The sequence below is a fragment of the Stenotrophomonas sp. PA-6-5C genome, from assembly GCF_021605635.1.
GTDB classification, from domain to species: Bacteria; Pseudomonadota; Gammaproteobacteria; order Xanthomonadales; family Xanthomonadaceae; genus Stenotrophomonas; species Stenotrophomonas lactitubi.
In genome coordinates this window covers 15069-36605 of the sequence record NZ_WKEE01000034.1, presented here as the reverse complement: position 1 = coordinate 36605, position 21537 = coordinate 15069, and the positions used below count along the sequence as shown (strand labels likewise).

Sequence of the window (21537 nt, the reverse complement as noted above, 5' to 3'; positions counted from 1 at the left end):
TCCCTTAGTGGCCGTGCTCGGCTTCGCCCTTGGCCAGTTCGGCTTTGAGCAGGAAGGCATTGGCGCCTACGAGGCGCTCACTACCTGTCAGGCCGTTAAGGATTTCGATTCGATTACCTGCACGACGACCAGCGAGTACCGGCGTAGCCTGGAAACCACCCTGGACGGCAACGAAGACAACACTTCTGCCATCAACGCTTTGGACCGCATCCGCCGGCACACTCATACCTTCAGCGGCACTATCGGCGATGATGACGGCCGAAACGGGGGAGCCGGCCGGTGGCAACTTCTCCGAAATTGGTTTGGCGCGAATGGTCGCGGTGCCTCCCTGCTGCATCACATTCGCAGCGGCGGCAATCACCTCAGCTTCGAAGCTTCCGCCCGGGCCAGTCACTTCCAGCTTCATTCCGGGCACCGCGAGAGTGGCCAGTGCTGGCGGTGCAGTGAATACGAGTTCATTCATGTCCGGATTGGAAACCTCCGCAACAAGCGTTCCAGCTGAGACGACACCACCGGGCGTCACTTGGACGTTGCCAACCACGCCAGCGACAGGACTGGAGATTGTCACCCGGCCGGAACTGTCCGGAGATCCACTGGCCGCTACCTGTGCACGTGCAGCACTAGCGGCGGCATCAGCGGCCAAAGAGCGCGCGCGCGAGGCCTCCAGCTCCTGGCGAGCCACTACGCCCTGCTCGACAAGAGACTTGTCGCGGCCGTAGGCCAGGCGAATGGCTTCGGCCTCCGCCGCAGCGGCAGTGGCGGCGGCTTTGAAGGTCGCAGCTTCTCCACTGACAATGATCACCAGGGGCTGGTTGCTCTTGACGGCTGTACCCGGCGCAACAAGCACGCGCTCAACGCGGCCGGTGACCGTTGAGGCGATGGCAGCACGCCCCCCGATGGCCGGCTCGACGCGACCTGCAAGGCGGGTCGATGCGCCACCGCCGCGGCCGACAGCCACCACGCCGATGCCAGATGCCTTGATCTGGTCAGGCGTCAGCTTGACTACACCTTCCTCGGACTCCTCTTCGCCATGTTCGCCATCACCATCACCTTCACTGTGCGCCTCGGCGGAGCCCGGCTTTGCGTCAGCTGCGTGATCGTCGTGACCATCATCCTTTCCAGCCGGCTTTTCTGCCTCCGTACCGGTGGATTTGGCATCCTCCTGCGCCCCGCCACTGCATGAGGTCAGCGCGCCGGTCATCATCAAGGTAGCCAGCAGCGTCGCTCCGATGAGCGTCTTGTTTCCGTACTTGTTCATTTTGCCTCCACAAACGGTGCGCGCCCTTCAAGGCGGGCGAGGTCGATTTCTGCTGCCACCCGGCTAAGACGGGCATCCACAGCACTGCCACGCGCAGCGATCAGGGTTGATCGCGTGCTGCGCAGCTCCAATTGCGATATACGACCTGCCTCAAATCCGATGCGGGCCAGCCGATAGGCTTCATCTGCGGCCTGTACGCTTTCATCCGCTGCTCGTGCGCGGCTGTTGGATGCCTTGAGACTCGCTACCGCTCCCAAACGGGCCGCCTCACTGTCACGCCTCTGAGCCTCCAGAACCGCTTCGGCAGCACGTTGTTCCGCATAGGCCGCCTGGATCGCACCGCGGTTACGATCGAATAGGGGGATCGAAAGGCTGATGCCCACGTTGTAAGCTTGGTCGCCCGCTTGGCGGAAGCGCGTCTGAGCCACGGATGCACTCAGTTGTGGCAACGCACGCTTGCGCTCAACATCGATAAGGCGGCCGGAGGCGTCCGCTTCGGCTTGGGCGATACGAACGGCAAGCGGGGCGGCCTCATTGTCAATTGGGTGAGAGGGCACTCGGTCAAGCAGGCTTTCGCCGATGTCGGTCAGCGGGCTGTCCACTAAGGACACCCCGGCTAGGCGAGCAAGCGCCGCATCCCGGTAGGCCTCGGCCTCATCTAGGCTGGCCTTTGCATTGGCGACCTCGCTCCGTGCCTGCACACCGCGCAGGTTGGGCTCACGTCCCTCGCTGACCATCGCAGCTACCGCCTTGGCGTCCTGTTCAATCAAGGCCAATGCCTCGCTGGCCAACTCATATCGGCGCAGCGCAGCCTCTGCTTCGGCGTATGTCGCAGCCAGGCGACCCGCTGCGTCACTGCGCATCAGATCACCCCGCAAGCCTGCAGCCCCAGCCTCCGCACGCGCGGCGCGCACTCGGGCCCCTCGTTGACCCCAAATCTCCAGCGGCTGGGAGAGGGTGACAATGCTGTCAGCGTTTGAGAAACCTTTGTAGGGACCAGTGCCGTAGGCGTTCTCCGCTTCGATGGAGACCGTCGGATTGGGCAGTGCCCGAGCCTGTTGTACCCGCGCCTCGGCTGCCTCAGCCAGCGCGACGCCTTGGACCGTCGCAGGCATCTGGTTCAAGCGAGAAAGCAACGATTCGTAAGATGGTGCAGTTTGAGCAGCTACATGCCCGGTTGGCACCAACGCCAGCAGAACAGCGACAGCCAACCCGGTCGCTGAAAGCGACCGACCCGTCAAAATCGACATAAAAACTCCCGTAAATTATCTGAGCGAACTACCCGCAAATGCGGGGCAGAGCCAGATCAGATACGGGGGGGGCGCATGGGTCCGTCGAGTCGGAGGGCGTAGACGTCCCCGTGCTCGGTACTGTGCAGCGAAATCCGGCCATCGGCGAACAGATCGTCGTGACCGGCAGCTGGGAGGCTTGCCGTTGAATGGTGGCAATGCCCATGGCCACAGGCATCGGCACTGGACGAATCCTTGCTCTTGCTCGACTCGGAGTCTGAATCACTTTGCAAGGCGTGCACATCGCCCACGCTGACCGTCGCTTCTTGCGCGCACGCCAATGCCTCGGCCACAGGCACGACCACGAACGCCGCCAAAAGCAGCAGCATCAGGTATATACGAATAGCAGGCAGAGAGCGACGCATTGGGAAAGGTTAGCAACCTCTTTTGGACGGATACAATTACATAAAAACACTACGGTGGCTGTGCTTGAACGCACCCTAGCCCCGTTCAGGTCGGGACCCAGGGAATCAACCCACAAGGATAACGGCCCATGTGAGGGCGACATTGCAAAGAGCCACGAACACCGCAGCCGACCCCATGTCCTTCGCACGACCAGCCAGCTCATGGATTTCTGGGCCATACCGTTCGATCACTGCCTCGATAGCGGAGTTCAGCAGCTCGAATGCCAAAACGAACAGTACGCTCCCCATGAGAAGCACTCGCTCTACCCCTGAGTTGCCGAAAAAGATAGCTGTAGGTAATGCCACCGCGGCCATAACAACTTCCAACCGAAACGACGATTCATGCAGCCAAGCTGATCTCAGCCCCTGGAGAGACCAGCGAAGCGCCTCAAAGACGCGCGCAATGCTCCGCGGACGATGACCGTACATATCTGCCACTTCGATGTTTCCTTCTTTTGGGCCCAAGAGACGCTCACGGGTCTTCCAACAGCGATACTCGCCGTGGTCGGCTATAGGCTGTGACCGGCGTTGCTGGTACAGCCTGAGAACAGATTTAGGCTCTCGTCTAGCACCGTCGTCCTAACCTGCATCAGGCCAAGCACAGAATGGAAGAGGTTGTCGTGGCTGGACGGCTGCTTTGATCGGTCCCGGACACATTGAAGGTCCAGGTTGTTGCTGCTCTTCATACCATCAGACATCCACATCACCATCGGCACCTTGATCTGAGTATCAGGGGCGATAGCGTAGGGGAGCCCGTGAAGATAGACGTTCGCCTCCCCTAATGACTCGCCGTGGTCGGAGACATAGATCAGCCCGGTATCGTGACTCTTGTCCTGTTCAAGCATGCGAATTGTCTTTGCAAGGAAGTCATCTGTCGCAAGGACCGCGTTGTCATACGCATTGACGATTTCACCGCGTGTGCACTTGCCCAAGTCTGCGTTTCGGCAGTCGGGAGTAAATTTCGTCAGATCTTCCGGGTATCGCTTGAAGTAGCTGGGTCCGTGGTTCCCCAGCTGATGTAGAACGACAACGACATCACCAGGGTTGTCCTCGATCGAGTCATGCAGACCTTGCAGCATAATCTCGTCACGGCATGCTTGGTCGTCGCACAGAACATCCTTGACCGGCACGCGATAGGATTCAAATGCCAGATCAGAGCAGACGCCCTTGCATCCAGTCTGGTTGTCACGCCATAGGGTCCTGACCCCGGCACGCTCCAAAACATGCAGAAGCGACTCCGAACCTTTGATCTTGTCTCGATCGTAGTCTCGCCTCCCGTACGCAGAGAACATACAGGGCACCGACACTTCGGTGTTTGACCCGCAGGCGGTCACGTCTGAGAAATTGACGACGTCCAACGCTGCCAACTGTGGCGTTGTCTGTCTGCCGTATCCATTCAAACCCCAGTTCTGCGCACGAACCGTCTCACCTACAACGATGACCAAGAAGTGGGGCTTCGCGCCTGGCGGATGAGGCGTCATCATGGCATCGGGGCCAACCACTTGGATCGGACCGCGCTCCGCACGGGTGTCTTCTCGCACAACCTTCGCAATGGAAGCGATGTAGTTTCCAGGGTTTGCAAGGTATCTGACTTGCTTGTGATTGCGTATGAGTGATGAGAGGTCGTCGAATGACGCAATTGCCGCGCCAACGATTACAACAACCGCCATGCCAAGTAGAAGCACTCTTGCAAGTATCGCCCGCGTCACATTGGAAGAACGTTGGAGCCTTACCATGCATACCGCGATAGCTGGCACGACGCCTTTAATTAGTACCGCAAGAAAGAAGCCCCAGGTCAGCAACTCTCCGGCTTCAGCGCCGTCGGTCTTCAGCACATTTCGTACCATGCTGGCGTCGAAGTAGACGCTGTAATTGTCTGAATAGTAGGCAGCAGTAGCGGACACGACGAGAAGCAATGCAAGAACCGGCTTCACCGTCCATCGAACGCATAGCAATCCGAGAATGAGCACATTCAAGGCAGTGAGGATCGCTCCCGTAGAGATAACAAGTAGCGCACGAGCTGCTCCGTCCGCACCACTCTTCGCAATTACTTCTGCGAAGAACGCGCTGTTGAGAAAGAACGTGAAGTACATCGCCACGATGATAATCAACGTGTTGACGCCCAGCTGCGGGCCGCAGATGGGCTTGCCAAGACGGCCCAGTGGATCTGAGCCTAGGCCCCCGCGCGAACTGCCTCGGTTGAATTCTGTTTTCACGTAATGCATTGGTGATTCCTTTTTATTGACCACCGCGCGCGCCCCTAGCGCACACGGCCGCCATTGCGCGTTCCTAGATGGAAAGCCATCCACACATATGCAACGCCTGACACCAGCGAAGGGGCCAGGACCGCGGTCCGCAGGTTTTGGGTCAGTGACAGCAGTGCAGCCGAGATCCACATGAAGAGACGCTTGTCTGGGTGCAGCTCCGCTCCCCGACGCGGGAACAGCGAGCTTCCGGTTGCCACCATTTGGGTGGCAACCAAGGCAAATCTCGGTTCGTCGACAGGCCCAAAATCGCGCACACCAAGAGATGCGCCGATGGCAAGCACGGAGGTTGCCATCAGTAGTGCCGCTCGATCGCGTGCAGTTCGGAGATTGGTAGATGTTGAGAAGGGCATTCAGGTCGCCTTCTTCAAGGCGGCGCAGTACTGGCCGGCGACTGCACGTGCAGCCACGCGTCGGCCGAGCGCACGGAGCGCCCAGCAACAAGATGTGTTCATGGAAAGACCTACACAAAGGTGATCGCAGAAGGACTGACAGGCGCGTTGCGCCTGTTATGCGATCAAAGCCTGGGAGGTCTAATCAGCGTGTCCGGGATGTGGGACGTCATGGGCTGTTCGTAGAACGTGTGCCCGCCTTCATTTCTTGCGGCTTCGGCACTGGTGAAACCGTTGGACGCCACAAAAGTGCTGCTGTGGTGGCAGTGACCGTGACCACAAGCGGCATGCGCCTTATCGGGGTGGCCATCGCCTGGCCCTGCCACTTCCTGGTGTGACTGCTCCTCAGAGAAGCAGACCGAAGCATCAACGACAGGCACGATGATCATCACTGCGAGCAGCAGTGCCAGAGCGTAGCGCTTGGCATGGATGACAATGGAAGGCACGTGTGGCTAGGACTGATACATTTGAGGCCGGAAAGATACCTTGGGTCCCGCTCATCAGCAAGCTGACGCTTATTCATCAATCTCGCGGGCTCGAGTGGCCTCTGCGAGTCAGGTGGCCAGGCAAAAGCTGGCGCGGGAAATTGACGGAATCCGGCATCCGAAGAACAGAAAGTTAACGTTTTGCCTGAGCTTCCGCACGGTCACGCAGATTGAGCTGCGACGGATTAGGTCGGGGGCCAGCTGCGCCACGTGACAGTGCCGGGTTCAAGCGCAGCCGCCAGAGTCCGAGCTCAGTCGGCCAAGCCTGGTCATGCAGCCGTCTTGCGCGCGTCGGCACCTGCCCGGCGGGCATCACCTAAAATCTCGAAGGCTTCCTTGATCACATACAGGCCGATCAGGGCGCCGATCACGAAATCCGGGTACGGGCTGGCCAGCCACCACACCAACAGACCGGCCAGGATCACCCCAACATTGGCGACCACATCGGCCCGCGTGAACAGCCACGTCGCTCGCAGATGCACTTCGCCGGACTTTAGCGGTGCCAGCATGCGCAGCACCGCCATATTGACCGCCAGCGACAGCAGGGCGGTGCCAATCATCCAGCCGCTGACCGGCTCGGCGCCGTACATCACCCGGCGGCCCACCTCAACCAACACGCCCACACCCAGCACAAGCAGCACGCTGCCGCTGACCCAAGCGGCATTGGCCTTGAAGCGCGCCGTGCGCCCGATAGCGACCAGGCCAATGGCATAGGCGGTGGCATCGGACAGCATGTCCAGAGCGTCGGCCAGCAGGCCAGTGGAATGGGCAATCCAGCCGGCGATGCCGCCGATCACGGCCATCGCCGCGTTCAACGCTAGGGCGATCCAGAGGACGCGCCGCTCCTGCGCATTCTTGGCCTCGTGGTGGCAGCCGCAATCACTCATCGGAACATCTCCAGTCGCAGGGAAGCCGGGCCCGGGCGGGTCGCTGGCATGACACAGCAGGTGAGTGTAAAGTCCGTAGCTACTACGGAGTCAAGCGTACTACGAATGAAAATCAGTGAGGCTGCCGACGCCAGTGGATGCCACCTGGAGACGATCCGCTATTACGAGCGGATCGGCCTGTTGCCGCGCCCGGGGCGCTCGGGCAATGGCTACCGGGTCTATGGCCCGGCCGACATCGAGCGGCTGCGCTTCATTGCGCGCGGCCGGGACCTAGGCTTCAGCCTGGAGGAGGTCCGCAGCCTGCTGCAGCTGGCCGGCGATGAGGAGCCTTCGTGCGGGGACGTGGACCGGCTGGCACGCAGCCATCTGACCGACGTGCGGGCGCGCATGGCCGACCTGGAGCGCATGGCCACCGAGTTGGAACGGGTGATTGCCAGTTGCCACGGTGGGCAGCGGGCTGAATGCACCATCCTGTCGACCCTGCGGCAGCCGGTCGCTGTGGAGGCCACGCGTCAGTGACCGAACTGGACCGCTACCTCGATGCAGCCACGCGCCAGAACACGGTGCGCAGCTATGCGTCGGCGCTGCGGCACTTCGAGGTTGAATGGCAAGGCCACCTCCCAGCGACACCGGACAGCGTGGCGCGGTACCTGGCCGCGTATGCGCAGACCCTAGCCGCCAGCACGCTTCGCCACCGGCTGGCCGCCATTGCCTCTTGGCACCGCGACCACGGCTTTGTCGACCCGACCCGGTCGCCGCTGGTGCGCAAGGTGCTCAAAGGCATCCAGACCCTGCACCCGGGCCAGGTCAAGCAAGCCGCGCCGCTGCAGATTCGGCGGCTGGTCGAGCTCGATGACTGGTTGGCTGCCGCGATCGCGGCGGCGCATGCCCGGGGCGACGGAGCGGCGGCGCTGCGCCATCAACGCGACCGAGCGTTGGTGCTGCTCGGATTCTGGCGGGGCTTCCGTGGCGATGAACTGCTGCGTCTGGACGTGGCCCATCTCACGCTGGTGCCGGGACAGGGGATGACCTGTTTCCTGCCGCGCAGCAAGGGCGACCGCCAGGCCGCCGGCGTCACCTACAAGGTACCGGCGTTGTCGCGGTTGTGCCCGGTGGAGGCGACCCAGGTGTGGCTGCAGGCGGCCGACCTGCACGAAGGGCCGGTGTTTCGGGCGGTTAACCAATGGGGCCAGGTGAGCGCCGAGGGCCTGCATCCCAACAGCTTGGTGCGCCTGCTACGCGAGTTGCTGACCAGTGCCGGCTTTGCCGATGCGGGGCTCCACAGCAGCCATTCGTTGCGCCGCGGCTTTGCCAGCTGGGCCAACGACCAAGGCTGGGACATGAAGGCGCTGATGGAGTACGTGGGCTGGCGCGATGTGCAGTCGGCCATGCGCTATCTGGACGGGCGTGACCCCTTTGCCCGTGACCGCATTGAAGCAAGCCTGCCCAGTCCAACCGCGCCGGTACCGGCGATGGCACTGCCGGCGCCCGAGGGCAAACCGGCCTTGCAGCTGCGCCTGCGCATGGTGCTGACCCCGTTTGCCCGCACGGGCCGCGGCGCGGCCAACCACGTTGCTCAAAGTCATCCGGCGTGGTGATGGTGCCGCGCAGAAACTTCTGCAGCTGGTCACGCTTCATCTCGGTGGCTGTGCCGAAGGTGCGCAAAAATTGGCGCGTCATCGGCTCGGCGTTGACCGGCGGCGCTTCCTTGCCCTTGTCGGCGTCTTCGTCGATGAGCTGGTTGATACCCACCAGCGCATCGCGCACGGAGATGGTGCGGCCTTCATCCACATACACCTTGCCGTAGTGGCGCGAAAAGTATTCCAGCGCCTTGCCGCGCCGGATCACCTGGATGTCGGCGGCGGGCAGACCTTCCTTGGCGTGGTTCTCCAGCATGGCCTGCAACTGGCGCACATCGGCCATCACTTCCCGACGCATCCGGCCCCAGCTCACCGGCTTGGGTTCCTCGGTGCGCTTGCGGCAGACGTGGATGATGTCGTATTCGATTTTTTGTGCACCGAACTCAGCGTTATCGCCCTTGGTTTCATCGGAGCGAATTGGGTAGGTCGCTTCGAGGTAGTAGCCTGCGTCGAACAACGACTCAAGCACCGCTACCCACGGTTCGTCCTCGCTGTGGTGGAAGGTGAAAGCCAGGATGCCACTCGGCTTCAAAAGGCGATGCGCCTCGCGCCAGCACTGCGTTAGCAGCCTTTGATAGAAGCCATTGGAGTCTTCTGGCTCGCGAAAGCTATTGGCAACGGCCTCCAACGACTTAGGCGTGTATTCCGCACTAAAAATCTCCGGGTACTTACTCTTAAGCGCCAGTCGCAGCCAGACATAGAAAAAGTCAGCCAGTTCGGAATACTGCAAAAGGTCGCCGAATGGCGGATCAGTGATGACTAAATCTAGGCTGCCAGTTTCAAGCTGGATCAAATCGGTGGAAGAGCCCTGATGCACTGCCACATCCAACACCGGGTCGCCCGGTTGGACCTTTTCACTTTTTCCACTCAGTTTTTCGGCTAGAACAAGATCACGACGACTCAGACTTTCGATACTGACAACTTCCCAAGGGTGGATAGCCCATTCTCGACCTTCGAGAATGCCCTCTGTGCTGGATGCCCAATTACCACGACCCAAGGCAGGAAATACGCAGTTTTCAACTACCGTTAATTTCGGATGATAGTTGCTGTTCGAGAACATCGGCTCTGGGGTGTCTCGCTGTGGATTCCAAAAACTAAACAAACATTGATTACGCAAATATTGCTGGAAAGCCCCCAACACATACTCGCGCACCGACCAGTCATAGTTCCCAACATTGACAATTGCCTTCAACAGCTGTGCGTGCACCAAAAGCTGGCGGGGGTTGAACATGTCTGCCCACTGCTTGTATCCGTGCCCGTTGGCGATCAAATCTTTGACCATGGCACGCAGGCTTGGTGGTATATCGGATTGTGGCCAATAGGCCTTTAGATCGTCATTCTTGCGCGCTTCCCATTCAGAAAGGCTCGCATCGTATTGCTTCGCATGCCCTACATCGAAGGCTGCGAAGAAACGACCGCTGTAAGGCTTGCCCGCTTCATCACGCAGGGGAGCGTATGGGCGTGGAGATGTCCGAGGCGGACGGTGAGCGAATCATCCGCCTGGTGGCCGCCCACGTCGGCGCGGAAGTCCATCGCGGCCAGCCGCTACTGTCCGCCGAGCTGCCCGAAACGGGCGAACGCTTCGAGGGCATACTGCCACCGGCCGCGCCGGGGCCGGCCTTCGCGCTGCGCAAGCGCGCCATCGGCGTGATCCCGCTGGAGCGGTACGTCATCGACGGGATGATGACCAGCGCACAGGCGGGCTTTCTCTTTCGCGCCGTGCGCGAGCGGCAGAACGTGCTGATCGCCGGCGCCACCAGCAGCGGCAAGACCACGCTCGCCAATGCTTTGCTCGCCGAGGTCGCCGCCACCGGCGACCGTGTGCTGGTGCTCGAAGACACGGTGGAGCTGCAATGCGCGGCGCGCGACCAAGTTCCGCTACGCACGCGGCATGGCGTCGTGTCGATGACCGAGCTGGTGCGTTCGTCAATGCGCCTGCGCCCGGATCGTGTCGTCGTTGGCGAGGTGCGTGGCCCCGAGGCGCTGGATCTCATCAAGGTGTGGGGCACGGGCCACCCCGGTGGTATCGCCACGATCCACGCGGGCTCCGCGCTCGGGGCACTGCTGCGCCTGGAGCAACTGATCCTCGAAGTGGCGGTGAACCCGCCCCGTGCGTTGATCGCCGAGGCGGTCAACGTGGTGATCCATATCGCCGGACGCGGGCGCAAGCGCCGCATCGAGAGCATCGCCCGTGTCGTCGGCTTTGACGGTATGGGCTACCGGCTGGTGGATTGGGGGGCGGACGCGCTGAAAACGCCGCTTTCCGAGCTGTCGCCACTTTCCGATGCCGCACCCGCTGCGGCGACCTCCCCATCCCCTGACTCACTTGGAGAACTGCCATGACGCAGATGATCGTTCCTGCTTTCCGTTTTTTTCCGAATCCGGCTTTGCGCCTTGCGCGACTGCGCAGCCTTGCTCGCCCTGCGGGGCAAGGGCTGCTGCTGGCCGCGCTGCTGCTGCTCCTGGCTGGAACCGCACAGGCCGCCGGTTCCTCGATGCCGTGGGAAGGCCCCTTGCAGTCGATCCTGGAGTCGATTCAAGGGCCGGTGGCGCGCATCGTTGCGGTCATCATCATCATCGCCACCGGCCTCGCGCTTGCCTTCGGTGACACGTCGGGCGGCTTCCGCAAGCTGATCCAGATCGTGTTCGGCCTGTCCATCGCGTTCGCGGCTTCGAGCTTCTTCCTGAGTTTCTTCAGCTTCTCTGGCGGGGCTGTCGTATGAGCGCCCCAGACACCTTCGCAGACGGCTTCGAGGTGCCGCTGCATCGCTCGCTGACCGAGCCGCTTCTGCTGGGCGGCGCGCCGCGCACCGTGGCGATCGCCAACGGCACGCTGGCCGCTGCTGTCGGGCTGGGCCTGCAACTGTGGATTCCCGGCGTGGTGCTCTGGATCGTTGGCCATTCGCTGGCGGTGTGGGGCGCGCGCGTCGATCCGCAGTTCATAGCCGTGTTCGCGCGGCACATCAAGCACCGATCGCTGCTGGACGTGTGAGGTGATGCCATGCTGAACCTCGTCGAATACCGCCAGCGGCCCGCGCTGCTCGCCGACTGGCTTCCGTGGGCCGGACTGGTCGCGCCGGGCGTCGTGCTGAACAAGGATGGCTCATTCCAGCGCACGGCATGCTTTCGCGGGCCTGATCTGGACAGCGCGACACAAGGCGAGCTGGTCGCCACGTCGGCGCGGTTGAACAACGCGCTGCGCCGCATGGGATCGGGCTGGGCACTTTTCATCGAAGCCGAGCGCCGTCCCGCCGCCGATTACCCGCGCTCGGAGTTCCCCGAGCCGCTTTCGTGGATGGTGGAGGAAGAGCGCCGGGCCGCCTTTGAGGAATCGGGCCACCACTTCGAGAGCGGTTACCACCTGACGCTGGTGTATCTGCCGCCGGAGGAGTCGCGCGCCCGCGCAGCCAAGATGCTCTACGAGAACACGCCGACGAATGGCGTGGACTGGCGCGAGCGGCTGCAAGCCTTCAGCGCGGAGACGGATCGCGTCTTCGACCTGCTCGATGGCGTGATGCCGGAAATCACCTGGCTCGATGACAGCCAGACGCTGACCTACCTCCATTCGACCGTCTCGACGCGGCGCTATTCGCTGGCGGTACCGATGGTGCGCTGTATCAGGTCTATGCGGCCGTGGGTCGCGTGACCGTAATCGCGCTCCAGCCGGGTGAGGAGCTGGTGACGGTCGCCGCCGGCGATACCGTGCGTTGGATCGTGGGCGACACATCGAGCGGCAGCGGTGATGCGTTGCGCGTGAACGTAATGGTCAAGCCGATTCGCTCGGGGTTGAAGACCAATCTGGTCATCACGACCAGCCGACGCACCTACCTGATCGAGTTGACCTCGACCGAGAAGACGTGGATGGCGTCGGTGTCCTGGGAGTACCCGAAGGACAAGATGCTGGCCTTGCAGCGCCAGGCGCAGGCGGCCAGTGCCGCCGCGCCGGTCGATAGCGGGCTGTCGCTGGAGAAGATCCGTTTCCGCTACACCGTCTCGGGTAGCAATCCGCCGTGGAAGCCACTGCGCGCTTTCGATGACGGCGAGAAGGTCTATATCCAGTTCCCGCCTGATATCGCGCAAGGCGAGCTGCCGCCGCTGTTCGTCATTGGGCCACAAGGTGATGGGCAACTGGTGAACTACCGCTTCCGCTCGCCGTACTACATCGTGGATCGGCTGTTCGGCGCGGCCGAACTGCGCCTGGGTGGTGACAAGGGCGACGTGGTACGGATCGAGCGCACGGACGGCGTTGCGCGGAGGAATTGACCATGAGCCAAGACGACACTACCGACCTCGCCACGCCGCAGGCGGGCAAGGTTGCGCCCGAGGCGGTGCCGCTGCGCGCCCAGCCACGCCCCGTCATGCGCCTGAACCGGCGCGTGCTGGCCGTCCTCGTTGGCGGCCTGTCGGTCGCCGTGCTCGGGGCCACGATCTGGTCATTGCAACCGCAGCGGCGCGGGGCCAATGAACAGACCGAGCTTTACAACGTCGATCGTGTGTCGAAGTCCGAAGGGTTGGATGGCCTGCCTTCGGACTACTCGAAGCTACCGCCAAAAGTGCCGGAATTAGGGCCGCCGTTACCAGGCGACCTTGGCCCTGCCATCGTCGCTTCGCAGCAGCCGGTGACGCCGGCCTATGCGCCGCCAGGCCATGATCCCGAGGATGCCTTGCGCAAGGAGGCGGACGCGGCGGCGGCCTCGTCGGTGTTCTTCCGCTCGGGCGGCCAAGGTCAGACCGCCGCCACGGTCGCGCAGGCAGCGCCGGGTGCTGCAAGCACGCTCGCGGCCTTCGATCCTCTCGCTGCCGGGCCTGCCTCGACGGCGGCCCAGCCCGCCGACCCGACCGCCGTGCAGAACCGGCAAGACCAGAAAGAGGCGTTCCTGAAAGCCGGTTCTACGGAAACCCGCAATTCCGGCAATCTGGCGCTGCCGGCGTCGCCCTATCAGGTGATGGCTGGAACCGTGATCGCGGGCGCGCTGGTGACAGGCATCAAGTCGGACTTGCCGGGCGACGTGATCGCCACGGTGACAGAGCCGGTCTTTGACACAGCCACGGGCAAGTTCCTGCTGATTCCGCAGGGGGCGCGCATCCTTGGGCGCTACAACAGCCAGGTCAGCTACGGGCAGAGCCGCGTGCAAGTAGTGTGGAACCGGATCATCTTGCCCGACACGTCTTCGCTGACGCTCGACAACCTAGTGGGCACCGATCCGGCCGGCTACGCCGGCCTGGAGGATGACGTGAACTGGCACTGGAATCGCATCGTCGCGGGCGCGGTGCTGACGACGCTGCTGGGTGTGGGCGCCGAGCTGGCCGCGCCGGAGAACCGGCAGGACGGCAACCGCATCGTCATCGCGGGGCGCGACAGCGCCCAGGACAGCATCAATCAAGTTGGGCAGGAAATCACCCGGCGCAACATGAATATCCAGCCGACGCTGACCGCCCGGCCGGGCTTGCCGGTGCGCATCATCGTCAACCGCGATTTGGTGTTCCGACCTTATCAGCCGATGTTCTTCCAACGGGGGGCGATGCAATGAGCACAACCAAGAAGCTGCGGCTCGGGCCGCTGCCCAAGACCGAGAGCATCAAGCTGACCTTCGCCTGCCCGGCTAGCCTGAAAGCCGACCTCGACCGCTACGCCTCGCTGCACGCGCAGGCGTATGGCGAGACGGTCGATGCCATGACGCTGATCCCGCACATGCTGGAGGCGTTTATCGCTGGGGATCGAGGATTCCGGCGGGGCAGGGGAGATGACACCCGACCTTCTTCCCGCACGGCTATGCCGAAAGGGTGATTATTTGGATAAGATTACATTGTCGTATCCAGTCTACGATTGGTTCCTCCATATCAAATTGACGATCGATTGGAAAAGATGTATATATCGTAGCATGGCTACGACTAATTCAAGCAAGCTAAATGTGCTCTACACCCGGTTGGCGCCGGGAACGCCGCTGACCTCGGAGGATTTGGCGACGCTGGGCATCTCTGCCGACTTGGCTGTTCACTACGTCCGGGCAGGGTGGCTTACGCGCTTGGCGCGTGGGGTGTTCTGCCGTCCGAACGATCCCCCGGCGCTCCATCCCAGTCTGCTGCTGTTGCAGCGCCAATTCGAGGGGCTGCACGTCGGCGGCAAGTCGGCGCTGGACTGGTATGGCGTGCGCCAGTACGTGTCGCAGCAGCCGGTGCTGCATCTGTATGGTTGGAAGGCCGCACGTCTGCCGGAATGGTTCACCGAACGCTTCCCGGCCGAATACCACCGCAAACGGCTGTTCGACGAGCAGCCGGCCGCCTTGCTGCACGTCGGCCAGTTCGAGCAGCGCAGCGGGGCACCGCAGGTGTCGGCACCGGAGCGCGCCTTGCTGGAACTGTTGAGTGAGGTCGGCGTGCGCCAGCCTTTGCAGGAAGCCCGTGAACTGGTGGAGAGCGCCTATAGCCTGCGCGCGGATGTGCTGCGCGAGCTGTTGCAACGCTGCACGAACGTCAAGACCGTGCGGCTGTGCCTGCAACTCGGCCGCGAGGCGTCGCTGCCTTGGGCGGCCAAGCTCGACCCGGCCACACTGCCGACCGGCAGCGACCGGCCCTGGGTGTCCCGCTCGGCCGATGGCCTGCTGGTGCTCAAGCCATGAACCAGACCTATCTCGATACCGCGCGGCTACTGACGCAGGTGGCGCCATTGGTGTTCGCGGACGACACCTTTGCATTGAAGGGCGGTACGGCGATCAATCTGTTCGTGCGTGAGATGCCGCGCTTGTCGGTGGATTTGGATTTGGTCTTTCCCGACCACACCTTGCCGCGCGACGAGGCACTGGCGCGCATCAACGAGGCGATCCGGCGAGCTGCCGAGCGGTTGAAGAAGCGGGGATTCCAGACACACGCGCCAGCGGCGGCGGCAGGGGAGACCAAGCTGCTGGTGCGTCGCGGCTCGACTCAGGTCAAGGTCGAAGTCAACTTCGTCATGCGCGGCACGGTGCATCAGGTGCACCGCGCTTCGCTGACGCCGATGGCCCGTGACGTGTTGATGGCTGATCTGGAGATTCCGGTGGTGTCGCTGGAAGATGTGTACGGCGGCAAGCTGGTGGCGGCGCTCGATCGGCAGCACCCGCGTGACCTGTTCGACGTGATGCAGCTCTTTGCGCACGAGGGCATCACGCCCGGTATCCGGCGCGCCTTCGTGGTCTATCTGGCCAGCAGCAATCGGCCGATCCATGAAGTGTTGTTCACGCCGCTGCGGGACATCCGGCACGACTACGAGCACAACTTCCAGGGCATGACGACCGAGCCGGTGTCGCTCGATGCGCTGCTCGCCGTGCGCGAGCGCATGGTGCGCGAAATCCAGCAGGGTTTGGATAGCGATGAGCGGCGCTTTCTGATGTCGCTGGCCGCTGGCACGCCGGAGTGGTCATTGCTGGACATCGCACACCTCGAACAACTGCCGGGCATCCGCTGGAAGCTGCACAACCTGGCGCAGTTGCAGAAGACCGATGCGAAGAAGTTTGCCGAGCAGGCCGACTTGCTCGCCACGCGACTTGCTGCGGTATCCTAAGCGCTGATTGATGATGAGCCGATGCCGCGTAAACCCGCACCAGCAAAGGACCTGTTTTTCTGACGGTAAAAGCGACGGTAACGGCCTATGTCGATCAAAGCAAATCCCTTTAACCACGCGGACTTGCGTGAGCTGTTGATGATCGAGTGGGAGTGAGTTGAAAGAACGAGGGCGCCGAGAGGCGCCCTTGTTGTTTGAGGGGTTTGCTTATGGGGCCCCGTTGCGAGTCATCTGGCGCGTCGTGCTGGACTGGCACCATGTCCAGAATCCGTGGCCCCCAAGAGGGGCAGGCATTGAGGGGGTTGTAGACAGGTCAGCTGTCTGGCGGGGATGATTCAGGGCGAGCCTTCTCTTTGAGTCCCCTGACCATTCATTGTTGGTTGCCCATGTACGGTTGGAAGCGAGCGTCGAAGGGCTCCCGATCAGGATGAATCATTGATGGCGTGGGAGGCTAGAGCCCGCGCTGAGCATGCAAGCCCAACTAGTCGCCCAGCCGGTGTGACTTGGCTTTAAATCTCGGAGGAGATGATGGTGGCAGTCGAATGGGGATCTATCGCTGATTGGGTATCAGGCATCGGCTCGTTGGCGGCAGCAGTAGTTGCCTTGCACGTAGCTCATTCTTCCCAGAAGATAAAGCTTCGCGGCTACGCTGGACATCGCTTGATCATCGGTCCAGGCCAGCCGCGGGTAGAAGTCTTTTCAGTTTCAGTCACTAATATTTCGCAGCGTCCAACAGTGGTAACTAATATTGGATTTACCTTTGGAGCTTGGCGTTGGAAGAGGCACGGCATCATTGCGCTTGTGCAAGATCAGTTCGGTCACGGCATTCCGAAGCCATTGGCTGATGGAGAGACTGGGAGTTGGAGCGTCCCGCTCGGGCCAGACAATCGCTGGTTGAGAGATTTGGCATCCAAATTCCAAATTACGCGGTGGGCGGTATTCACATGGCGTGTGCATGTCTACACGTCCAATGGCGGGACAACGACGCTCCGCCCTGATAAGGAAACGCGGAAGATGTTGCTGGCTCTTGCGGGTGCTCCGCAGGCTAGATAGCTTTTTTGTGGGGGCTGACCTGCTTGCAGTGATCGCTGAGCTTGCGGCTGTGACGGTCTACACTGCTGGCCGGTTAGCTTGACTTGGTCGGCCCAAAAACGAGAGGTATCAAGGGGAAAACCCGCTATGCGGTGATTTGTAGGTGAGTCGTGTAACCGGGTCAACAGGTCCGTCTATTAGGTGGATAGAGCGTATGAGAGATGCCCTTCGTGTTCTGACCGAGGACGACTACTGGCTATATGGACCGAATGTCCATGAGTTCGATGAAGTTATAGGGCTCATTCAGAAATACTCGGACTATGCTGATGCCTGTGTAGAGCAAATGATCTCAGGCGCTGATGTCCCTCCTGAGTTCGCCGATGCGCACGTAGAGGTGTCATCTGATCTTCGCTACTACAACCATCTCGAGAAAGATCTTCTCTGGTCGTTCGCGTTGTGGCGGCTGCAGGGGATGTTCGAGGCAGTCTTGGTTGTGCGCTACCTTTCCAAAAAGCCGGGAAAGCGGCTCTTCGGATTGAAGGCCAAGCTGGAGGCCATGGCAGCTGAAGAATATCGGACTCCCGAAGCCGATGTTGCCGAGCTGCTGGCGTGGGCGAACCTTCGGAACCTTTTGTCGCATTCGCCCCCGGAGCACTTTCATCCTGTGGCGGTCGATCGCCAGGATGTGGAGGAATACGTGTCACTCTTAAAGCGAGTCTGCGCAGATTGGGGGGCTCAGCGAGTGGAGATGCACAATGTGCTATAACTAATATGTCGTTCGGCGTGTGTGCGAGTTGGTATTATTCGCCGTGCGCAATGGCTCTGCGTTCCAGTCAAATCCAACATTAGGTGGTTTGCTAGGGGTGTGGTAATGAGTCAGAAAATCGAGGACGTTCTTCGGGTTCTCGCAGGAATCCGCGGTGGCTACCAGCCCGATAAGCCAGGCGCAATTCGAAGGGTGAGGATTCAGGTGGTGCATCAAATCGCTAAACAACGAGGAGTTGAGTGTCAGACCATTTCAGACGCTTATATCCGTCGGTTGGCTCCGGACATTGAGCGCACGCCGGCATTTGACCGGCTTGTAGAGGAGTGGCTGGCATCAGGGTCAAAAATGCTGCAGCAGATTCTTCAGAATCATGCTTCAGATCGAAGCGACCTGGTGCGCATAAGTGAGTTCTTCTCGACCACCGCGTAGTAATCCATTCGAGTCTGGCCCGCTTGGCAGTGGGGTCGAATTCAGAGTCGGCTTTCACGCCCCATCTTCTGGTGATCATGGACAACTATCAGCATCCTAAGCCCGGGAAGACATACATAAGTCCAGCGCTTCCGGCTTTTGGGGACAAGACTCGTCGAGTCCGCATAGCGTCGAAAGTTCTGGCATCTAAGGATGGATACGAGTACGTCAAAGAGCGGGATGAAGTTGTCGTGCGGCAGAAGCCCGATGCGGCCACCTACATCAGGGCGAAATTTCTCGAAGACACTAAGGGTGTCTTCGTTCTCACTATTCAGAAGTTCTCTGCGGACACTGGCATGCCCTATGGTGCTGGCTTCTCATTCGTGGGCGAGGAGATCGGGCGCTTTTGTGAATTTCTCGCCAATATTCATGCTGTTAGCTTGGAAAATGGAAGCTCGGTTAACATCTCAGATGCTGAGTTGCGCAAAATCGCACTTACGTCACGTCAAGCGAAAGAGCTGGTGGTGGATAACGAGGAGCTCATCGCGGAAGTTCTGCGGCACTCCGTTACAAAGAGAGACTTAGTGGCGCTTGGATACCGTAAGAGACAACTTGAGGTCTTTGGCAAACTTCTAGAGAGCGAAAGCTACTTCAATGACCTAAAGAAAAGAAAGAAATGCAAGGATGAGGCGCTGTGGCAGCAGTTTTTCGAGGCCAACCAGTGGATATTTGGATATGGGCTCAGTTACATTTATTCGTCGGGGCTTGATGACAAAAATCTTGAGCAAGTGGTTCGAGGTTACCAGATCGATCAGCCTGGGAAGCGTGTAGATGCGCTTCTAAAGACACGGGCGCTAGCCTCAACCCTGTGCTTCGTGGAAATCAAGACCCATAGGACACCTCTACTTGCCTCCTCGGATTATCGCAGGGGCTGCTGGGCACCATCAGAGCATCTATCTGGCGCAGTGGCGCAGGTGCAAGGCACCGTGTCATACGCGGGGGAAACTATTTTTGGAAGACTCTGCCTCGCGGACAAGAAGGGCTTTCCCACGGCAGAAGAGGCTTTTAATTTCTCACCGAGATCCTTTGTTGTTGTTGGCACGCTTGGGCAGTTTTCCGGAGAGCACGGTGTGAATGAGGGGCAGCTAAGGTCCTTCGAGCTTTATCGTCGCAACCTGCATCAGCCAGAGGTGATTACTTTTGATGAGCTCTATGAGCGCGCCCGCCACATTGTAGGTACCAGTGAAAGCTAGCAGTTCGTCTAAGTTGACGCCGCTTTGAGACTCGGCCTTACTCAGTCGTTACACGCGGCTACCCCTGATCATAGGGCGCCAGATCCAACGCGAGCTTTCATGTGAATTCGGTCTGAGGCCTTGTATTTAGATTGTTTAGGGGAGTGGCTGTTCGTAGGCCTGTTTGCCGGACTTGCCCCCTCTGAATTTGAATTGTAAAGCGGAGGGCGTGCGATGCTTTGTGGATGAGTCTTGTAACCGGATTGGTGAGTTCGTCTATTGGTTATTTCGCGCGCACAGGGGAATATCGTGGCATATGAGTTGAAAGACAGGCTGGTGGTTGGTGTCGCATCGAGTGCCATGTTTGATTTGACCGAATCAGACCGAATTTTCAGGACTCAGGGCGAGGAAAATTATCGGCAGTACCAGGAAGCTCATAAGAATGATCCGTTGAGTGAGGGGGTTGCTTTTTCATTCATCAAACGTCTGCTGTCACTGAATGATCTGAGTCCCGCGGGGGCCATTGATAGAGGTCGTTCTGCTGTCTCGTAATGATCCGGATACAGGACTTCGCGTGATGAAGTCTATCGAGCATCACGCCTTGGGGATCACTCGTGCGATCTTCCAGCAAGGTTTGTCTCCATACGATTACATTCCAGCTTTGAATATTTCATTATTTCTTTCATCCAACCAGAGCGATGTTGTTGAGGCCATTGCCAAGGGATTTCCGGCTGGCTACGTAATGGATTCAAAAAAAATAGATGATCCTCAGGATAAAACCTTGCGGATCGCCTTTGACTTTGATGGTGTACTTGCTGATGACACTGCTGAGACAGTTATGCAGAACACCAAGGATGTTTTAAAATTCCACGATCATGAGACTGCCAACGTTATGGAGCCGCTCGGTGGTGGTCCGCTCAAGACCTTCTTGCTAAAGATTTCAAAGATTCAAAAGGTAGAGGAAGAGAGGCGAAAAGAGGATTCAGCCTATAGAAATCGGCTTCGAGTATCTATTGTCACGGCAAGGAACGCGCCCTCCCATGAGAGGGCTATCAACACGTTGAAGAGTTGGGGAGTGATGGCGAACGATGCATTCTTTCTTGGCGGGGTTGAAAAAAAGCTTGTCTTGAACGTTCTGCAGCCACACATCTTCTTTGATGATCAATCGGGGCACCTTGTAACGGCCAGCGAGGTGGCTCCATCGGTACATATTCCGTTCGGCATCACCAATAAACGAGATGAGTGATTGCTAGCGGATGTTTCAGGCCGACGCCGCATCACGGCGCGAATTAGTTCAGGCGTTGAAGGTTAGCTACTGGCGCGGAGCGGGCGCTGGTCGAAGTGACGCTCGACCAACCCTACCGTACGTGTGCTCCGATCGAGCAGGTCACTCAGGCCTAACCTCCCGACAAGCCCACTCAGCCAACCCCCGGCAAGCCAGAAACAGCCCATCAACAGTTCCCTCATCGAGATGCCGCTCCGGGTCCGCTGCCACCCGGCAGCGGTCCGCCGAATGCAACACTTCCAGCACCGTCAGCAGCCCCACGAGTGTGCGCTCGGTCCTCGCCAGGCTCACACGACGGCCGGGTGACACATCGTTCTCCGGCCAAGGCAGCCCATCAGCCCCCTCGCATCCGCGCATGCGCTTGAGAATGCCCAAGAAGGTGCTCAGGTTCGGCAGTGGGGTGTCGTCGTTGATGGGCTCAACTGCGGCGTACGAAGAGAAGGTCTCGGATTCGCTCATGGCGTCGGTTTCCTTGGCTGTGCTTAACAGCGCCACCGCGTAGGCGGGGTGGCGGACGATGCGTGGCTGCAAACCGGGATGAGATAGCACCATAGACCGGTGGGCCCGAAGACCCCCACGCACCGCCCGCCATAAAGGCCGACGGATTGCCCGCCGGCACCGGTTAAGGACGGTGCCGACGGGCAAGCGCAAACAACTG

Annotated in this window: 22 protein-coding genes and 3 pseudogenes; 17 read left to right on the top strand and 8 right to left on the bottom strand. The window is 60.3% G+C overall.

What is annotated here, in order from left to right; translation table 11 throughout:
- Positions 1-4: 4 nt before the first annotated feature.
- The 7 genes from GIW57_RS14865 to GIW57_RS14835 all read right to left on the bottom strand — a co-directional run bounded on the left by GIW57_RS14865 (position 5) and on the right by GIW57_RS14835 (position 6979).
- Positions 5-1258 carry an efflux RND transporter periplasmic adaptor subunit gene (locus GIW57_RS14865; protein ID WP_062171269.1) on the bottom strand — a complete coding sequence of 418 codons (1254 nt, stop codon included), beginning with the start codon at positions 1256-1258 and terminating at the stop codon, positions 5-7.
- Positions 1255-2508: a TolC family protein gene (locus GIW57_RS14860; RefSeq protein ID WP_062167469.1), complete on the bottom strand. Its 1254-nt coding sequence runs from the start codon at positions 2506-2508 to the stop codon at positions 1255-1257. Before GIW57_RS14860 ends, GIW57_RS14865 begins: the two co-directional genes overlap by 4 nt.
- A gap of 56 nt (positions 2509-2564) precedes the next feature.
- On the bottom strand, positions 2565-2876 hold the full coding sequence (locus GIW57_RS14855) for a hypothetical protein (RefSeq protein WP_126941536.1): 312 nt from the start codon (positions 2874-2876) through the stop codon (positions 2565-2567).
- A gap of 141 nt (positions 2877-3017) precedes the next feature.
- Positions 3018-3389, bottom strand: coding sequence for a diacylglycerol kinase (locus tag GIW57_RS14850; protein WP_027080084.1), 372 nt, complete (start codon positions 3387-3389; stop codon positions 3018-3020).
- Between the two features lie 71 nt (positions 3390-3460).
- On the bottom strand, positions 3461-5176 hold the full coding sequence (locus tag GIW57_RS14845) for a phosphoethanolamine--lipid A transferase (protein WP_055765228.1): 1716 nt from the start codon (positions 5174-5176) through the stop codon (positions 3461-3463).
- Between the two features lie 556 nt (positions 5177-5732).
- Positions 5733-6053 carry a hypothetical protein gene (locus tag GIW57_RS14840; RefSeq protein ID WP_062167471.1) on the bottom strand — a complete coding sequence of 107 codons (321 nt, stop codon included), beginning with the start codon at positions 6051-6053 and terminating at the stop codon, positions 5733-5735.
- A 308-nt stretch (positions 6054-6361) separates the two neighbouring features.
- Entirely contained in the window at positions 6362-6979 is a 618-nt protein-coding gene (locus GIW57_RS14835; RefSeq protein ID WP_014159605.1) for a cation transporter, read from the bottom strand.
- Between the two features lie 105 nt (positions 6980-7084).
- Here GIW57_RS14835 and GIW57_RS14830 point away from each other — a divergent pair, with 105 nt between their 5' ends.
- The 17 genes and pseudogenes from GIW57_RS14830 (at position 7085) to GIW57_RS14755 (ending at position 20840) form a co-directional block, all read left to right on the top strand.
- Positions 7085-7498: a helix-turn-helix domain-containing protein gene (locus tag GIW57_RS14830; RefSeq protein ID WP_236511777.1), complete on the top strand. Its 414-nt coding sequence runs from the start codon at positions 7085-7087 to the stop codon at positions 7496-7498.
- A complete protein-coding gene (locus GIW57_RS14825) occupies positions 7495-8577 on the top strand; it encodes a site-specific integrase (RefSeq protein ID WP_236511776.1) in 1083 nt (360 codons plus the stop codon). The genes GIW57_RS14830 and GIW57_RS14825 overlap by 4 nt, the downstream gene beginning before the upstream one ends.
- Positions 8552-9184 (top strand): hypothetical protein, encoded by a 633-nt coding sequence (locus tag GIW57_RS14820; RefSeq protein WP_236511773.1) that lies wholly within the window; start codon positions 8552-8554, stop codon positions 9182-9184. The genes GIW57_RS14825 and GIW57_RS14820 overlap by 26 nt, the downstream gene beginning before the upstream one ends.
- An 890-nt stretch (positions 9185-10074) precedes the next feature.
- A pseudogene (gene trbB, locus GIW57_RS14815) lies at positions 10075-10962 on the top strand (P-type conjugative transfer ATPase TrbB); the annotation flags it as partial.
- A complete protein-coding gene (locus GIW57_RS14810) occupies positions 10959-11342 on the top strand; it encodes a TrbC/VirB2 family protein (protein ID WP_099605290.1) in 384 nt (127 codons plus the stop codon). The pseudogene trbB and the gene GIW57_RS14810, both read left to right, overlap by 4 nt.
- The gene (locus GIW57_RS14805) at positions 11339-11611 is read left to right on the top strand and encodes a VirB3 family type IV secretion system protein (RefSeq protein WP_154352416.1); all 273 of its coding nucleotides are present in this window, start codon (positions 11339-11341) and stop codon (positions 11609-11611) included. The genes GIW57_RS14810 and GIW57_RS14805 overlap by 4 nt, the downstream gene beginning before the upstream one ends.
- Before the next feature lie 9 nt (positions 11612-11620).
- Positions 11621-12223, top strand: a pseudogene (locus GIW57_RS14800) (conjugal transfer protein TrbE); the annotation flags it as partial.
- Positions 12220-12882, top strand: a pseudogene (gene trbG, locus GIW57_RS14795) (P-type conjugative transfer protein TrbG); the annotation flags it as partial. The pseudogenes GIW57_RS14800 and trbG, both read left to right, overlap by 4 nt.
- A gap of 2 nt (positions 12883-12884) precedes the next feature.
- The gene (locus GIW57_RS14790; RefSeq protein WP_154352419.1) at positions 12885-14150 is read left to right on the top strand and encodes a TrbI/VirB10 family protein; all 1266 of its coding nucleotides are present in this window, start codon (positions 12885-12887) and stop codon (positions 14148-14150) included.
- Positions 14147-14407, top strand: a complete 261-nt coding sequence (locus GIW57_RS14785) for a DUF2274 domain-containing protein (RefSeq protein ID WP_154352420.1) — start codon at positions 14147-14149, stop codon at positions 14405-14407. The genes GIW57_RS14790 and GIW57_RS14785 overlap by 4 nt, the downstream gene beginning before the upstream one ends.
- A 19-nt stretch (positions 14408-14426) precedes the next feature.
- On the top strand, positions 14427-15239 hold the full coding sequence (locus GIW57_RS14780) for a type IV toxin-antitoxin system AbiEi family antitoxin (protein WP_229301213.1): 813 nt from the start codon (positions 14427-14429) through the stop codon (positions 15237-15239).
- Complete coding sequence (locus tag GIW57_RS14775; protein ID WP_154352421.1) at positions 15236-16156, top strand: nucleotidyl transferase AbiEii/AbiGii toxin family protein; 921 nt, start codon at positions 15236-15238, stop codon at positions 16154-16156. Before GIW57_RS14780 ends, GIW57_RS14775 begins: the two co-directional genes overlap by 4 nt.
- Positions 16157-17402: 1246 nt before the next feature.
- Complete coding sequence (locus tag GIW57_RS14770) at positions 17403-17954, top strand: hypothetical protein (RefSeq protein WP_236511772.1); 552 nt, start codon at positions 17403-17405, stop codon at positions 17952-17954.
- 105 nt (positions 17955-18059) lie between these two features.
- The gene (locus GIW57_RS14765; RefSeq protein ID WP_236511770.1) at positions 18060-18383 is read left to right on the top strand and encodes a hypothetical protein; all 324 of its coding nucleotides are present in this window, start codon (positions 18060-18062) and stop codon (positions 18381-18383) included.
- A gap of 77 nt (positions 18384-18460) precedes the next feature.
- Positions 18461-19615: a Shedu immune nuclease family protein gene (locus GIW57_RS14760; protein WP_236511769.1), complete on the top strand. Its 1155-nt coding sequence runs from the start codon at positions 18461-18463 to the stop codon at positions 19613-19615.
- 339 nt (positions 19616-19954) lie between these two features.
- A complete protein-coding gene (locus tag GIW57_RS23785; RefSeq protein ID WP_329605767.1) occupies positions 19955-20146 on the top strand; it encodes a 5'-nucleotidase in 192 nt (63 codons plus the stop codon).
- Between the two features lie 25 nt (positions 20147-20171).
- Positions 20172-20840, top strand: a complete 669-nt coding sequence (locus tag GIW57_RS14755; protein WP_236511767.1) for a 5'-nucleotidase — start codon at positions 20172-20174, stop codon at positions 20838-20840.
- Positions 20841-20981: 141 nt separating this feature from the next.
- Here GIW57_RS14755 and GIW57_RS14750 read toward each other — a convergent pair whose 3' ends face one another.
- Positions 20982-21338 carry a hypothetical protein gene (locus GIW57_RS14750; RefSeq protein ID WP_236511765.1) on the bottom strand — a complete coding sequence of 119 codons (357 nt, stop codon included), beginning with the start codon at positions 21336-21338 and terminating at the stop codon, positions 20982-20984.
- Positions 21339-21537: the final 199 nt, after the last annotated feature.

What these genes read in the sequence shown, in the direction of transcription:
- GIW57_RS14865 (WP_062171269.1), bottom strand. Translation starts at nt 1,258, where the DNA reads ATGAACAAGTACGGAAACAAGACGCTCATCGGAGCGACGCTGCTGGCT.
- GIW57_RS14860 (WP_062167469.1), bottom strand. Translation starts at nt 2,508, where the DNA reads ATGTCGATTTTGACGGGTCGGTCGCTTTCAGCGACCGGGTTGGCTGTC.
- GIW57_RS14855 (WP_126941536.1), bottom strand. Translation starts at nt 2,876, where the DNA reads ATGCTGCTGCTTTTGGCGGCGTTCGTGGTCGTGCCTGTGGCCGAGGCA.
- GIW57_RS14845 (WP_055765228.1), bottom strand. Translation starts at nt 5,176, where the DNA reads ATGCATTACGTGAAAACAGAATTCAACCGAGGCAGTTCGCGCGGGGGC.
- GIW57_RS14835 (WP_014159605.1), bottom strand. Translation starts at nt 6,979, where the DNA reads ATGAGTGATTGCGGCTGCCACCACGAGGCCAAGAATGCGCAGGAGCGG.
- GIW57_RS14830 (WP_236511777.1), top strand. Translation starts at nt 7,085, where the DNA reads ATGAAAATCAGTGAGGCTGCCGACGCCAGTGGATGCCACCTGGAGACG.
- GIW57_RS14810 (WP_099605290.1), top strand. Translation starts at nt 10,959, where the DNA reads ATGACGCAGATGATCGTTCCTGCTTTCCGTTTTTTTCCGAATCCGGCT.
- GIW57_RS14805 (WP_154352416.1), top strand. Translation starts at nt 11,339, where the DNA reads ATGAGCGCCCCAGACACCTTCGCAGACGGCTTCGAGGTGCCGCTGCAT.
- GIW57_RS14790 (WP_154352419.1), top strand. Translation starts at nt 12,885, where the DNA reads ATGAGCCAAGACGACACTACCGACCTCGCCACGCCGCAGGCGGGCAAG.
- GIW57_RS14785 (WP_154352420.1), top strand. Translation starts at nt 14,147, where the DNA reads ATGAGCACAACCAAGAAGCTGCGGCTCGGGCCGCTGCCCAAGACCGAG.
- GIW57_RS14775 (WP_154352421.1), top strand. Translation starts at nt 15,236, where the DNA reads ATGAACCAGACCTATCTCGATACCGCGCGGCTACTGACGCAGGTGGCG.
- GIW57_RS14770 (WP_236511772.1), top strand. Translation starts at nt 17,403, where the DNA reads ATGAGAGATGCCCTTCGTGTTCTGACCGAGGACGACTACTGGCTATAT.
- GIW57_RS14765 (WP_236511770.1), top strand. Translation starts at nt 18,060, where the DNA reads ATGAGTCAGAAAATCGAGGACGTTCTTCGGGTTCTCGCAGGAATCCGC.
- GIW57_RS14760 (WP_236511769.1), top strand. Translation starts at nt 18,461, where the DNA reads ATGGACAACTATCAGCATCCTAAGCCCGGGAAGACATACATAAGTCCA.
- GIW57_RS23785 (WP_329605767.1), top strand. Translation starts at nt 19,955, where the DNA reads ATGTTTGATTTGACCGAATCAGACCGAATTTTCAGGACTCAGGGCGAG.
- GIW57_RS14755 (WP_236511767.1), top strand. Translation starts at nt 20,172, where the DNA reads ATGAAGTCTATCGAGCATCACGCCTTGGGGATCACTCGTGCGATCTTC.
- GIW57_RS14750 (WP_236511765.1), bottom strand. Translation starts at nt 21,338, where the DNA reads ATGAGCGAATCCGAGACCTTCTCTTCGTACGCCGCAGTTGAGCCCATC.